This window comes from Streptomyces sp. SKN60 (genome assembly GCF_026236535.1).
GTDB lineage: Bacteria > Actinomycetota > Actinomycetes > Streptomycetales > Streptomycetaceae > Streptomyces.
The window spans coordinates 260,143-273,846 of sequence record NZ_JAHTMW010000006.1 but is presented as its reverse complement, the minus strand read 5'-3'; the positions used below and the strand labels follow the sequence as shown (position 1 = coordinate 273,846).

General features: G+C 72.7%; 10 protein-coding genes. 4 read left to right on the top strand and 6 right to left on the bottom strand.

Going from position 1 to position 13,704, the window contains the following annotated elements; translation table 11 throughout:
- Window positions 1-126: 126 nt before the first annotated feature.
- The 4 genes from KV205_RS12835 to KV205_RS12820 form a co-directional block, all read right to left on the bottom strand.
- On the bottom strand, window positions 127-1,503 hold the full coding sequence (locus KV205_RS12835) for a GH1 family beta-glucosidase (protein ID WP_265864341.1): 1,377 nt from the start codon (window positions 1,501-1,503) through the stop codon (window positions 127-129).
- A gap of 101 nt (window positions 1,504-1,604) precedes the next feature.
- On the bottom strand, window positions 1,605-2,444 hold the full coding sequence (locus KV205_RS12830; RefSeq protein WP_265864457.1) for a carbohydrate ABC transporter permease: 840 nt from the start codon (window positions 2,442-2,444) through the stop codon (window positions 1,605-1,607).
- 19 nt (window positions 2,445-2,463) lie between these two features.
- Complete coding sequence (locus KV205_RS12825; RefSeq protein ID WP_265864339.1) at window positions 2,464-3,456, bottom strand: carbohydrate ABC transporter permease; 993 nt, start codon at window positions 3,454-3,456, stop codon at window positions 2,464-2,466.
- Window positions 3,457-3,468: 12 nt separating this feature from the next.
- The gene (locus tag KV205_RS12820; RefSeq protein WP_265864337.1) at window positions 3,469-4,788 is read right to left on the bottom strand and encodes a sugar ABC transporter substrate-binding protein; all 1,320 of its coding nucleotides are present in this window, start codon (window positions 4,786-4,788) and stop codon (window positions 3,469-3,471) included.
- A 170-nt stretch (window positions 4,789-4,958) separates the two neighbouring features.
- Here KV205_RS12820 and KV205_RS12815 point away from each other — a divergent pair, with 170 nt between their 5' ends.
- A complete protein-coding gene (locus KV205_RS12815; RefSeq protein ID WP_265864335.1) occupies window positions 4,959-6,266 on the top strand; it encodes an ROK family protein in 1,308 nt (435 codons plus the stop codon).
- Window positions 6,267-6,288: 22 nt separating this feature from the next.
- Here KV205_RS12815 and KV205_RS12810 read toward each other — a convergent pair whose 3' ends face one another.
- Window positions 6,289-7,467, bottom strand: coding sequence for an alginate lyase family protein (locus KV205_RS12810; protein ID WP_265864334.1), 1,179 nt, complete (start codon window positions 7,465-7,467; stop codon window positions 6,289-6,291).
- 307 nt (window positions 7,468-7,774) lie between these two features.
- Between KV205_RS12810 and KV205_RS12805 the strand changes: the two genes are divergently transcribed.
- The 3 genes from KV205_RS12805 (at window position 7,775) to KV205_RS12795 (ending at window position 13,125) form a co-directional block, all read left to right on the top strand.
- Window positions 7,775-9,844 (top strand): SpoIIE family protein phosphatase, encoded by a 2,070-nt coding sequence (locus tag KV205_RS12805; RefSeq protein WP_265864456.1) that lies wholly within the window; start codon window positions 7,775-7,777, stop codon window positions 9,842-9,844.
- Window positions 9,845-9,961: 117 nt separating this feature from the next.
- Complete coding sequence (locus tag KV205_RS12800) at window positions 9,962-10,738, top strand: HAD family phosphatase (protein ID WP_265864455.1); 777 nt, start codon at window positions 9,962-9,964, stop codon at window positions 10,736-10,738.
- Window positions 10,735-13,125 (top strand): glycoside hydrolase family 65 protein, encoded by a 2,391-nt coding sequence (locus KV205_RS12795; RefSeq protein WP_265864333.1) that lies wholly within the window; start codon window positions 10,735-10,737, stop codon window positions 13,123-13,125. The genes KV205_RS12800 and KV205_RS12795 overlap by 4 nt, the downstream gene beginning before the upstream one ends.
- A gap of 29 nt (window positions 13,126-13,154) precedes the next feature.
- Here the strand turns inward: KV205_RS12795 and KV205_RS12790 are convergent, their stop codons facing one another.
- Window positions 13,155-13,667 (bottom strand): GNAT family N-acetyltransferase, encoded by a 513-nt coding sequence (locus KV205_RS12790; protein ID WP_265864332.1) that lies wholly within the window; start codon window positions 13,665-13,667, stop codon window positions 13,155-13,157.
- Window positions 13,668-13,704: the final 37 nt, after the last annotated feature.

Genomic DNA, 13,704 nt, shown 5'->3' with positions numbered 1-13,704 from the left:
TTCTTTTGGCTTTCATTAAGTGTCGATGCCGGTACTTCCGACCGCGCCCGGAAGGTGTCGCGCCCATGCCGAAGACCCGCTGCCGGTCGTGCCGGTGGCAGCGGGTCGTCCCCACTGATCCGCAGGTCAGGCCTGCTGCGTCCGGTGGGCCCGGATGATGTCGGCGTACCGGCGGCCGCTCGTCTTCACCGTCCGGCGCTGGGTGGCGTAGTCGACGTGGACGAGCCCGAAGCGCTTGTCGTAGCCGTAGGCCCACTCGAAGTTGTCGAGCAGGGACCAGGCGTAGTACCCGGCCAGCGGGGCGCCCTTGCGCAGCGCGCGGGCGCAGGCCGCGAGGTGCTGCTCCAGGTAGCCGGCGCGGTCCGGGTCGTGCACCTCGCCGTCCGGGCCGACGGCGTCGGGGAAGGCCGAGCCGTTCTCGGTGACGTACAGCCTGCGCACCCCGTAGTCCTCGGTGAGGCGGAGCAGGAAGGCCTCCAGGCCGCCGGCGTCGATCTGCCAGTCCATCCCGGTGCGGGGCACGTCGGGCAGGCGCACGGCACGGGCGTACGGGACGGGTCCGGCCGGGTCGTCGGCGACGGTCTCCGGGAAGTAGTAGTTGAGGCCGTGCCAGTCGAGCGGGGCCGCGATCAGCTCCAGGTCGCCCGGCCGCTCGGGGAGTTCGACCCCGTACAGCTCGCGCATGTCGGCGGGGAAGCCGCGCCCGTACACCGGGTCGAGCCACCAGCGGTTGGTGTGCCCGTCGGCGCGGCGGGCGGCGGCGATGTCCTCGGGGCGGGTGGAGGCCGGGGTGATGGTGGAGTGGTTGGTGACCAGGCCGACCTGGGCGCCGGGGGCGGCGGCGCGGACGGCGGCGGTGGCGAGGCCGTGGCCGAGGAGCAGATGGTACGAGGCGCGGACGGCGGCCGGCAGGTCGGTCAGGCCCGGCGCCATCCGGCCCTCCAGGTGCCCGATCCAGGCGGAGCAGAGGGGTTCGTTGAGGGTGGCCCAGCGGGTGACCCGGTCGCCGAGCCGCTCGGCGACGACACCGGCGTAGTCGGCGAGCCGCTCGGCGGTCTCGCGGACGGTCCAGCCGCCGCGGTCCTGCAGGGCCTGCGGCAGGTCCCAGTGGTAGAGGGTGACGTTGGGGGTGATGCCGGCGTCGAGGAGTCCGTCGACCAGCCGGTCGTAGAAGTCGAGCCCGGCCCCGTTGACCGGTCCTTCGCCGTCCGGGACGACCCGCGGCCAGGCGACGGACATCCGGTAGGCGTCGGTGCCGAGCTCCTTCATCAGGGCGATGTCCTCGGGCCAGCGGTGGTAGTGGTCGCAGGCCGTGTCGCCGTGGTCGGCGTTGTCGATCGCGCCGGGGACGCGGGAGAAGGTGTCCCAGATGGAGGGGGCGCGGCCGTCCTCGGCGACGGCGCCCTCGATCTGGTAGGCGGAGGTGGCGGTGCCCCAGGTGAAGTCGGCAGGGAAGGCCCCCAGGTCGAGCGCGCGGTGTTCGGTGGAGTGGGAGTCGGACAACGGGAACCTCTTCGGTACGGGCCGGAGGCCGGCGGAGGGAGCGTCGGACGCGGCGGGTGCTGTGGGTGGGGCGACTGCGGTGGCGGCCGGGGCGGGGCGGGTCACTTGACGGCGCCCGCCGTGAGGCCGGCGACGAGATAGCGCTGCAGGAGGAGGAACCCGGCGACGACGGGCACGCTCACCACGAGGGAGGCGGCCATCACCTGGTTCCAGTAGACGTCGTTCTGGGAGGCGTAGCCCTGCAGGCCGACGGCCAGGGTGCGGGTGGTGTCGTTGGTCATCACGGAGGCGAAGAGGACCTCGCCCCAGGCGGTCATGAAGGCGTAGACGGCGACCGCGACGATGCCGGGCAAGGCGGAGGGCACGATGACCCGGAAGAGCGCGCCGACCGGGCCGCAGCCGTCGACCTTGGCGGCCTCGTCGAGCTCGCGCGGGATCGAGTCGAAGTACCCGGTCAGCATCCAGATGGAGAAGGGCAGCGAGAAGGTCAGATAGGTGAGGATCAGGCCCTCGCGCGAGCCGAACAGGGCGAGGCCGGTGGCGTTGCCGATGTTGACGTAGATGAGGAAGAGCGGCAGCAGGAACAGGATGCCGGGGAACATCTGCGTCGACAGGACGGTGACCGTGAAGACCCGCTTGCCCCGGAAGTCGTAGCGGCTGACCGCGTACGCGGCGAAGATCGCCACGGCGACCGAGAAGACGGTGGCCGCGCCCGCCACGGCCAGCGAGTTCAGGAAGTAGTCGGCGAGCGGGACGGTGTCCCAGATGTCGACGTACGGGCGGAGCGTGAGCCCGGACGGGATCCACTCGAACTTCCCCGAGACGTCCTCCAGGGGCTTCAGGGAGCTGGAGACCATCACGTACAGCGGCAGCAGCACGAAGCCGGTGAGCAGGGTGAGGAAGATCCGCCGGGTCCACAGGAAGGAGCGCGGGGCGGCCATGGGGGAGCGGGGGGCGCGCTCAGGCATCGGAGGCCTTCCTTCCCCTGGTGGTGAGCAGGAGGTAGCCGCCCGTGACGAGCAGCAGGAACAGCAGGAGCAGCACGGACATCGCCGAGCCGGTGCCGAAGTTCCACGTCAGGAAGGACGACTGGTAGATGTGCAGGGAGATCAGGTCGGCCGCTTCGGGCGCCGCCTTGCCGAAGAGCACGAACGGCGTGTTGAAGTCGTTGAAGGTCCACAGGAAGAGGACCAGGACGAGGACCTGGTTGACCTGGCGCAGCGACGGCAGGGTGATGTGGCGGATCTGCTTCCACACGCCGGCGCCGTCGAGGGCGGCCGCCTCGTACATGTCCCGGGGGATGTTCTGCAGTCCGGCCATGACGGTCAGGAAGGCGAACGGCCAGCCCTTCCACACGGAGACGGTGAGCAGGGCCCAGAAGCTGTTGCCGCCGATGAGCCAGAAGGCGGGGCTGTCGCCGATGCCGAGCTGGTCGTGCAGCACGTGGTTGATCAGGCCGTTGTCCCGCTGGAACATGAACGCCCAGGTGATGACGGCGGCGTAGACCGGCAGGGCGTACGGGACGAGGAAGAGGGTCCGCAGGAAGCCGCGGCCGCGGAAGTTCTCCTGGAGGAAGACGGCGGCGGCCGTGCCGAGCAGCCAGCACAGGGCGACGGACGCCAGGGTGAACAGGCATGTGGTGAAGAACGACTTCAGCAGGGCCTGGCCGACCGGCGCGTCGAAGTCGATCGCGACGCGGTAGTTGTCGAGTCCGGCCCAGGGCGCGGACGACCAGTCCCGGATGAAGAACTGGGTGAGCTCCTTGAAGCTCATGCCGATGCCCATGACCATCGGGACGAGGTGGACGAGGAGTTCGAGGAGGAGGGCGGGGAGCAGCAGCAGGTACGGGAGGGCGATGCGGCGGCGCCCGGAGCGGCGCTGTGCGGGCGCCGCTCCGGGTCCGGCCTTGCGCACCGCGCGCTCACTCCGCTGAGTGACGGCGGTCTGGGTCATGTCGGGTGCTGCCTACTTCTTCGGCATCTGCTGCTGGGCCTTGTCGAGCTTGGCCTTGACGGACTCGGTGGTGACGGGGCGGCCGGCGGCGGCGTCGGCGAAGAGCTCCTTCACCGCGGTGCCGACGACGGTCTCGAACTGCGACTCCTCCGGGACCTGCGGCAGGGCGGAGGCGCTCTTGGCGAGGGTGTCGCGGATGACCGCCAGCGAGGCGGAGTCGAAGGCGGGGTCGGCCTGCGCGGACTTGACCGGCGGGACGGAGCCGTAGGTCTTGTTGAGGAGGATCTGCTCCTCGTCGCCGGTCATGAACTTCACGAACTTGAGGGCGCCGTCGAGGTTCTTGGTGTTCTTGAAGACGGAGATGTTGATGCCGGCGACCATCGAGTTGGTCTGCGCGCCCTGGCCGGGAGCGCCGGAGGCGACGGGGGCCGGGACGACGCCCCACTGGTCCTCGGACATGCCCTGGGCGGCGAAGGTCTGCTGCGGGGTCTGCCACAGGACCATGCCGGTGCGGTTCTTGGCGAAGTCGGAGAGCGACTGGTTCTGCGCGTACTCGGCGTTGCCGGGCGCGACGATCTTGCCGGCGGCCATCAGGTCGACGTACTGCTTGACGGCGGCGACGGCACCGTCGGAGGTGAAGTCGGCCTTGCCGTCGGGGGTGAAGAAGTCGGCGCCGTGCTGCTTGCCGAGCACGAAGACCTGGTGGATGTTGTTGGACAGGTTGGAGCCCTCGACCCCGATGCCCCACTTGCCGTCCTTGCTGAGCTTCTTGCCGGCGGCGTCGACCTCGGCCCAGGTGGTCGGCGGCTTGGCTATGCCCGCGTCGGCGAACATCTTCTTGTTGTAGTAGAGCGCGTAGGCCATGGAGTAGAGCGGCACGGCCGCCGGGTCCTTGCCGGGCGCGCCGGTGGAGCCGAGCGCGGAGTCGACGAAGCGGTCCTTCCCGCCGATGGTGCCGAAGTTCTTCTCGTCCCAGGGCAGCAGGGCGCCGGTGGACTGGAGCGAGGCGCTCCAGGTGTTGCCGATGTTGAGGACGTCGGGGCCCTGGCCGGAGGTGGTGGCGGTGAGGATCCGGTTGAGCAGGTCGGACCAGGGGATGACCTCCAGCTTGACCTTGATGCCGGTCTGCTTCTCGAACTTGTCGAGCTCGGGCTGGAGGATCTTCTTGTCGGCCTCCAGGCTGGTGCCCTGGTTCGTGGCCCAGTAGGTGAGGGTCTTCGGCTGCGAGTTGGAGCCGCCCGATCCGCCGGCGGTGCCGCCGCCGCAGGCGGTGGCGGCGAAGACGAGGGAGAGAGTGACGGCACCGGTGACGGCGGCTCTGATTGTGCGCATGGCTCCAGGGCCCTTTCAGGGACGACGGGAGGACCGACACCGTGGGCGGGCCCGGCCGCCTTCATGACATCGGCTTAATTTAGGATGTGAGTTAAACCTCGTGAGAAGGTCGCGTCAAGGCCTGGAATGCGGGTATGTTGCACCGAAAGACTTCACAGACGGGAACCCACGTGCACGCGACAAGTGGCCGTACGGTGCGTGACCTGCGGCGCGAGAACCGCACCGCGGTACTGCGGAAGCTGTACTTCGACGGGCCGATGAGCCGTCTGATGCTCGGGCCCGCGATCGGGCTCAGCTCCGGATCCGTCAGCAACGTGGTCGCCGAACTCGCCGCCGAGGGCCTCGTCGAGGAGGCCGGCAGCGTCGACTCGGCCGGCGGACGCCCGCAGACTCTGCTCCGGATCAACCCCGGCAGCGGCCGCATGATCGGCGTCGACGTCGGCGAGACCCGGGTCAGGGTCGAGCTCTTCGACCTCACCCTCGCCGAACTTGCCCGCACGGAGCGGGCGTTGCCCAGCTCCGGACCGCGCACCTCCCGTTACGACGTGGACCTGGTCGTCGGCCATGTCCGGGACGGCGTCGCGGAGGTGCTGCGGGCGGCGGACGTCTCGCCGGACCGGCTCCTCGGCGTCGGGGTCGGCGTCCCCGGCATCGTCGCGCACACCCCGGACGACGGGGCCGTCGTCCACGGCCAGACCGTCGGCTGGGAGGCCGTCCCCTTCGAGCGCCTGCTACGCGCGGCCGTCGACCTCCCCGCCACCGTCCCCTACCGGATCGACAACGGAGCCAAGACCCTCGGCCAGGCCGAGATGTGGTTCGGGGCCGGGCGCGGCGCCCGCAGCGCCGTCACCGTCCTCTTCGGCTCCGGCGTCGGCGCCTGCGTGGTCACCGACCCGCTCGGACCCGCCCGGGCCCTCGAATGGGGCCACCTCACCGTCGACGTCCGGGGCCGCCGGTGCCGCTGCGGCGCCCGGGGCTGCCTGGAGGCGTACGCGGGCGCCGAGGCCCTGCTCGCCCGCTGGCGCGAGGCGGGCGGCACCCCGCCGGCGGACGCCGACGAGGAGACCGCCCTCACCGCGATGCTCACCGCCGCCTACCCCGCCGAGCCGGGCGCCGTGCCCGACGCCACCGCCCTGACCGTCCTGGAGGAGACCGCCGAATACCTCGGCGCGGGCTTCGCCGACCTGATCAACCTCTTCCAGCCCGAGCGGATCCTCGTCGGCGGCTGGGCCGGCCTCCAGCTCGGCACCCGCTTCCTCGACACGGTCACCCGGTACGCGACCGAGTACGCCCTGCGCTACCCGGCGAGCCGCACGGTCGTGGGCCTCGGCACCCTGGGCCCCGAGGCGGTCACGGTCGGCGCGGCCCTCCTCCCGCTGGACGATTTCTTCGCTCGGGGCGGCCGCCGCCCCGAGACCACCCCGAGCGTCCCGGCCCCCGCCTGGCAGACGGCCCTCGCGGACCGCGTCACCCCCTGACGGGCCTTGGGGCGAACCCTTCTCAGGAGGGGTTGTCCCCGTGGGTGAGGGTCTCCCAGGCGACGAAGAGGTTGTTGCTGCCGGCCGGGCGGTTCCGCCTGGTCAGCGTCTCGGTGTTGGTCATGGCGACGCCGAGGCGGTTGTGCAGGGCGTTGTAGCCGACCTCGGTGACGGGGCCCAGCCCCAGGTGCAGGGTGCCGCCGCACAGCCAGCTGGGCGCCGCCGTGCCGAGCTCGTACTTGGACTGGAAGCCGAGCGCCTGGCGCAGCCGCTCGCCGACGTCCGTGCCGTACAGGTCCTGCCCCTGGATCCGGCTGGTCTCGGCGACGTGCGAGAGGGCGGAGATGCCGTAGCCGGTGTGCGTGAAGTCGCGGCAGGTCTCCTGGGTGAGACCGGTGACGAAGGTCGACTGGCCCTGCCAGTACTTGACGATCTTGTCGCGGGTGTCGAGGTTCTGGCTCGGCACGGTCTTCGGCAGCGAGCCGTCGGAGGCGAGGTAGACGTAGGCGGCGGTGCGCGTGCGGAACTTCGCCATGGCCTTGTCGTACGACGCCCGGTCCTCCAGGAAGACGGAGATGCCGACGGCGGCCTCCATCATCGACAGCTCCCAGTTCCCGTTGGAGTTGGAGCCGTTGATGATCTCGGGCAGATAGACGTCGCGCAGCATCGTCGCGAAGCGGCCGGAGTTCGGCCAGCCGCCGGTGTACGTGTACTTGATGATCTCGGCGGCCTTCGGCCAGGACGAGCCGGCCCAGCCGGTCTGGAGCGGGGCGTTGCTGTTGGTGTGGTCCGTGATGACGGCGGACCAGGCGTCCATCAGCTGGATCGACTTCTGCGCGTAGCGCGCGTCACGCGTGACGTACCAGGCGAGGGCGTTGGTGTACGCGGCGATCGCATCCTCGCGCTCGTCGGTGCAGCCGTAGTTGGGGTTGGAGTACGAGCCGCACTCCACGACCGCGCGGGGCTTCGGGGTGCGGTTCGGGTCGGCGTACCTGCTCGCCATCATCTGGTCGTACGCGCCCTTCCAGGGCTGGGCGCCGGCCAGCACCTTGGTCCGGGCGAAGTCCAACTGGCCCTGGGAGACGGTGACTCCGGGGTGGGTGAAGACGGCGGGGGCCGCCGCGGCCCGGTGGGCGGTCGGCCAGACGAGGGCACCGGCGACGAGGGCGGCGGCGGCCGCGAGGAGTCCGGTTCTGCGCATGGTGGGGGGACCTTCCGTTCTTGTATGTGAACGTCAACTGCCGTGATGAACAAGCGCGTTGAGCGGACCATAGGTCTGGACCAGATGTGCGTCAAGGTGTGAGGGAAGGTCCGTGAGTCGCTCAAGGAAGGTCCGTGCGCCACTTGAGGAATGTCCGGGGCATGCCACCACGTGCTCGCCGCCCTCGACGGCGGCGCCGCCCCCGCCCCGGTCGCGCGGCGAACCCGGCGCCGCGCGGCCATACTGGGAGGAACAGCAGCCGTCCCCGGGCGCCCAGGGCCCCCAGGTACGGGGAATTCGGGTGGCGATGCACGAGGTGCCCTTCGAGGAAGTGACCACCAGCGCGGCCCGGGACGCGGGCGGCTGGCTGGGGGCCCTGCCCGTCGCCGTGGTGGCCACCGGCGCCGACGGGGCCATCGTCCGCTGGGACCACGCGGCGGAGGATCTGCTCGGCTACACCCCCCACGAGGTGCTCGGACTGCACATCGCCGACCTGCTCCACCCCGGCGCGGACCGCAGCCTCGGCCGGTCGCTGTGGGAGGGCGCGGCCACCGGGCGCGGGGTCATGGGCGTGGTGACCGCCTGGCACAAGGAGGGGCACCCGCTGGACCTGGAGATCTGGGCGTGCCCGGTCCCGGCCCGGCACCGGGGCGGGACGACCGTGCTCGTGTTCGCCGCCGAGGCGGAGGCGGCACGGCACATCCGCGGCTCTTCGGCCGTGTGGGACGGGCTGTTCTCCCGGTCCCCGGTCGGCATCGCGGTCCTGGACACCCAGCTGCGCTTCCTCCGCGTCAACCCGGCCCTGGAGGCCATGAACGGCCTCTCGCAGGCCGCGCACATAGGGCGCCGGCTGGTCGAGATCCTGCCGGACGTCAACGCCACCGACATGGAACGGTCCATGCGCCGGGCCCTGGACGAGGGCCGCCCCGTCCTGGACTCCCGCCGCACCGGCCGCACCCCGGCCGACCCGGACCACGACCATGTGTGGTCGGGCTCCTACGTCCGCCTCGAGGACGCCGACGGACGCCCGATCGGAGTCGCCGCCACCCTCATCGACATCACCGCGCAGCAGCAGGCCCAGATCGAGGCCGACGCGGGCCGGCGCCACCTCGCCCTGGTCAACGAGGCCACCCTCAAGATCGGCACCAGCCTGGACCTGGAGCGCACCGCGCAGGAACTCGCCGACGTCGCCGTTCCCGACCTCGCGGACGCGGTCACCGTCGACGTCCTGGAGACCGTGGTCAACGGCGGCGAGCTCGGAGCCGGCCTGGTCGGCGGCGCCATGCTGCGCCGGCTGGCCAAGGCGCCGCTGGCCGGATCACCCGTCCCGGACGTCCTCGCCCCGCTCGGGCGCACCCTCACCTTTCCCGCCAACGCGCCGTACACCCGGGTCCTCGGCGCGCGCCGCCCCTTCGTGATCCCCGTGTTCGACGACGCGGCCGTCGCCCCGGCGGCCGGCCACTCCGCCAGGCCCGCGGAGCTGCTGCGGCGGGGCGTGCACTCGTTCCTGATGACCCCGCTGCTCGCCCGCGGGGTGGTCCTCGGCCTCGCCACCTTCTACCGGACCCGGCCGGTCGGCCCCTTCACCGAGGACGAGGTCGACCTGGCCGGCGAACTGGCGGCCCGCGCCGCCGTCTGCGTCGACAACGCGCGCCTCTACAGCCGGGAACACGACACCGCCGCCGTCCTGCAGCGCAGCATGCTGCCCCAGCACATCACCCCGCCGCCGGGGATCGAGGTCGCCCACCGCTATCTGCCCGCGAGCGACGTGAACGAGGTCGGCGGCGACTGGTACGACGTCATCACCCTGGACGGCGGCCGAGCCGCCCTGGTCATCGGCGACGTGATGGGCCACGGCACCGCGGCCGCGGCGGTGATGGGACGGCTCGCCGCGAGCGTACGCGCGCTCGCCCGGCTCGACCTGTCGCCCGAGGAGCTCCTCTACCAGCTGGAGGCCGCCCTGCACGATCTCGCCGAGCCGATGATCGCGACCTTCCTGTGCCTCGTGGTCGACCCGGCCACCGGCCACTGCCGCATCACCCGCGCCGGGCACCCGCCGCCCGCGACCGTCTCGCCCGACGGCGCCGTCCGGCTGCTCGACGTTCCGCCGGGTCTGCCGCTGGGCGTCGGCGGCGTCCCCTTCACGACCACCGACGTCACCCTGCCGCCCGGCAGCCTGCTCGTCCTGTACACCGACGGACTCGTCGAGGCCCGCAACAGCGACATCGATACGCGCCTCGCCGAACTGACCGAGCTGCTCGCCGAGCCCGTCCCGTCCCTGACCGCCCTCTGCGACCGACTGCTCACCCATCTCGTGCCGGCCTCCGCGGACGACGACATCGCCCTCCTCGTCGCCCGCGTCGGCCCGCCGTCCTGAGCCGCGGACACCGGTTCCGGCGCCGACGGGACCGTCCGGGCGCGGCGCTCCCGGTTGCGGCGCCGCCGGTTCGCGAAACCCTGGAGGAGAGGGCTGTCGACCAGGATCCGGGGTGACATCGTGAGCGGACCCGCGCCCGCCTCCCCGCCGCCGCGCGCCGTCGTGTTCGACACGGACGGGGTGCTGCTCGACTCGGCCCGGGTCCACGCGGCCGCCTGGAAGGCCGCCTTCGACCCCTGTCTGTCCGCCCGCGCCCGCGACGGCGACAGGCAGCCGCCCTTCGACTCCGGCGGCGAGTACCGACGGTTCGTCGACGGACGGTCCCGGTACGACGGGGCGGCGGCCCTGCTGACCGCCCGGGGCCTCGACCTGCCCGCGGGGACACCGGACGACCCGCCCGGCTGCGACACGGTCTGGGCGATCGCCGCGCGCAAGGAGCGGGCGTTCCGGGACCTGGTCGGCGCACAGGGCGTGCCGGTCTTCCCGGACGCGGCGCCCGCCCTCGACGCGCTGCGCGCCGCCCGGGTGCCGTGCGCCGCCGTGTCGGCCTCCCGGCACGCCCGGGAACTGCTCAAGGCGTCCGGCCTCGCCGGGCTGCTCCCCGTCATCGTCGACGGCGCGGCCGCGGCCGCGCTCGGCCTGGCCGGCAAGCCGGACCCCGCCCTGTTCCTGCACGCCGCCGCCCTCCTCGGAAGCCGCCCGGCGGACGCCGCGGTGGTCGAGGACGCGCTCGCCGGAGTGCGGGCGGCGCGCCGGGGCAGGTTCGGTCTCGTCGTCGGTCTCGACCGCACACCGGACGGGAGGATGACCGGCCCGCTGCGCGAGCAGGGCGCCGACCTCACGGTCTCCGATCTGACGCTGCTGGTCCGGGGCGTCTGGGGCGAGCGGGCGTGACCGCCCCCTGGACCCTGCGCTACGACCGGTACGAACCGGAGCGCGAGCGGCTCGTCGAGGCGCTCTGCACCCTGGGCAACGGCCGCTTCGCCACCCGGGGTTCCGCACCCGAGTGCCCGGCCGGCGCCACCCACTACCCCGGCACCTATCTGGCCGGCTGCTACGACCGGCGCTCCTCGACCGTCGCGGGCGAACGGATCGAGAACGAGGACCTCGTCAACCTGCCCGACTGGACGCGGCTGCGCTACCGCTGCCTGCCGGACGGAGCACCGCCCGGCGACTGGCTGACGCCCGGCTCCGAGGAGCTGCGCCACTACGACGTACTGCTCGACCTGCGGGCGGGAGTGCTCACCCGCAGCCTGTACTTCGAGGACGGCGACGGGCGCGGACTGCGGGTCGGCCACCGGCGGATCGTGCACATGGGAGAACCCTGGCTCGCGGCCCAGCGCACGGTGTTCCGCGCCTACGGCTGGACCGGCGCCGTCGAGGCCGAGTCCGTCCTCGACGGCGCGGTCACGAACGCCGGCGTGGCGCGCTACCGGCACCTGGAGGGGCGCCACCTCCTCGATCACCGGACCGGCTTCGAGCCCGGCGGGGTCGCCTGGCTCACCTGCCGCACCACCGACCCGGGCCGCGGGATCGCGCTGGCCGTCCGCACCGTCACCCGCCCCGACCGCCCGGTCCGCGAGACGGCCACCCGGACCGGAACCGTCCAGACGGTCCTCCTTCCCGTCGGCCACCGCCGTGCGGCGAGCCTCGTGAAGACCCTGGCCCTGCGCACGTCGAGGGACCGGCCCGCCGTCGAGCCGCGCGCGGCCGCCTGCGCCGACGCGGCCCGCGCCCCGTCCTTCCCCCGGCTGGTCTCCACCCACCGGGCGGCCTGGCAAGGGCTGTGGCAGCGAGGCGAGCTGGACGTCCCCGGGGAGGCGGGCCGCATCCTCCGGCTGCACCTCTTCCACCTCCTGCAGACGCTCTCCCCGCACACCGCGGAGCTCGACGTGGGCGTCCCGGCGCGCGGGCTGCACGGCGAGGCCTACCGCGGGCACGTCTTCTGGGACGAGCTGTTCGTGCAGCCCTATCTGGACCTGCACTTCCCCGAGGTCGCCCGGTCCCTGCTGATGTACCGGCACCGCCGGCTCCCGGCCGCCCGCGAGGCGGCCCGCCAGGCCGGCGCCACCGGGGCCATGTACCCGTGGCAGAGCGCGAGTTCGGGCCGCGAGGAGACCCAGGAACTGCACCTCAACCCCCGCTCGGGCCGCTGGCTGCCCGACCACACACGGCTCCAGCGGCATGTGGGCTCGGCCGTCGCGTACAACGTGTGGCGCTACGCGCGGACCACCGGCGACCTCGGCTTCCTGCACTCGGCGGGGGCCGAGATGCTGCTTGAGGTGGCCCGGTACTGGTCGGGCGCGGCCGCCCTCGACCCGGCCCTCGGCCGCTACCGGATCCGCGGGGTGATCGGCCCGGACGAGTACCACGACGCCTACCCGGGCGCCTCGGCCCCGGGCATCGACGACAACGCGTACACCAACGCGACCGCCGCCTGGGTGCTCGCCCGGGGACTCGACCTCCTCGACGGACTGCCCGCCGCCCGGCGCTCGGAGCTGCGCGAGCGACTGGCCCTCGACGACGCCGAGCTCGACCGCTGGCAGGACGTCTCGCGCCGGCTGTATCTGCCGTTCCACCGCGGGGTGGTGAGCCAGTTCGAGGGATACGGGCAGCTGGCGGAGCTCGACTGGGACGCCTACCGCGCCCGGTACGGCGACATCCGCCGGCTCGACCGGATCCTGGAGGCGGAGGACGACACGGTCAACCGCTACCAGGCCTCGAAGCAGGCCGACACCCTGATGCTCGGCCACCTCTTCCGGCCCGAGGAGCTGAGCGGCCTCTTCGCCCGGCTCGGCTACCGCATGGACGACGAGGTGTGGCGCGCGACCGTCGCGTACTACCTCGCCCGCACCAGCCACGGATCGACGCTCAGCAGCCTGGTCCACGGCTGGGTGCTCGCCCGCCTGCAGGGCTCCGACGCCTGGCGGTACTGCGAGGAGGCGCTCCTCGGCGACGTGGCCGACGTCCAGGGCGGCACCACCGGCGAGGGCATCCACCTCGGGGCGATGGCGGGCACCATCGACCTCGTCGAGCGCGGGATCACCGGCCTCGAAGCGGGCCCGGAAGGCCTCCGGGTCGCGCCGGTGGCCCTGCGGGAGCTCCCGCGGTTCGCCTTCACCCTGTGCGCCGGCGGCCATCACGGCGTACGGGTACGGGTGCTGCCCGGGCGGCTCGCCGTACGGGTCCCGGCGGGGCCGGCGGCGCCGCTCACCGTCGTACTCCCGGGAGAACGGCGGTTCACCGTCCCGCCCGGGGAGGAGCGCTGGTTCCGCCTGTGAGGCCGCGTGCGGTCGGCGGAACAGACGGATCAGCGGATCAGCTCCTCGGCCAGGAGGTCCATCAGCAGGCCGTCGTGCCAGGTGCCGTCGGGACCGAGCTCGTACCGCCGCATGACACCGACCGGCCGGAAGCCGACCTTCTCGTAGCAGCGGATCGCCGCGGCGTTGTCGGCCGCCGGGTCGATGACCAGCCGGTGGTGGCCGTGGTCGTCGACGAGATGGCGGGCCAGTGTCCGTACGGCGTCGGTGCCCAGGCCGCCGCCGTGCACGGCGGGATCGAGGAAGACGTCGATGCCGGCGTGCCGGTACTCCGGATCCTCCTCGGCGTACCACTGGATCATGCCGACGATCCGCTGCCCGTGGCGGACGGTGAAGGCGTGGCTGTCCGGGTCCTGGAGATCGGCGGCGATCTCCGCCGCGAGATCCTCCCCGCCCCGCCACCGCGCCCGCACCTCGGGCGTGCCACGGATGGCGGCCAGGGCCGGGACGTCCTCGGTGGTGGTGGGGCGGAGGACGACGAGAGCGCCCTGAAGCTCGGTCATGCCCGGGACCCTACGCGAGGCAGGAGGCCCTGACACA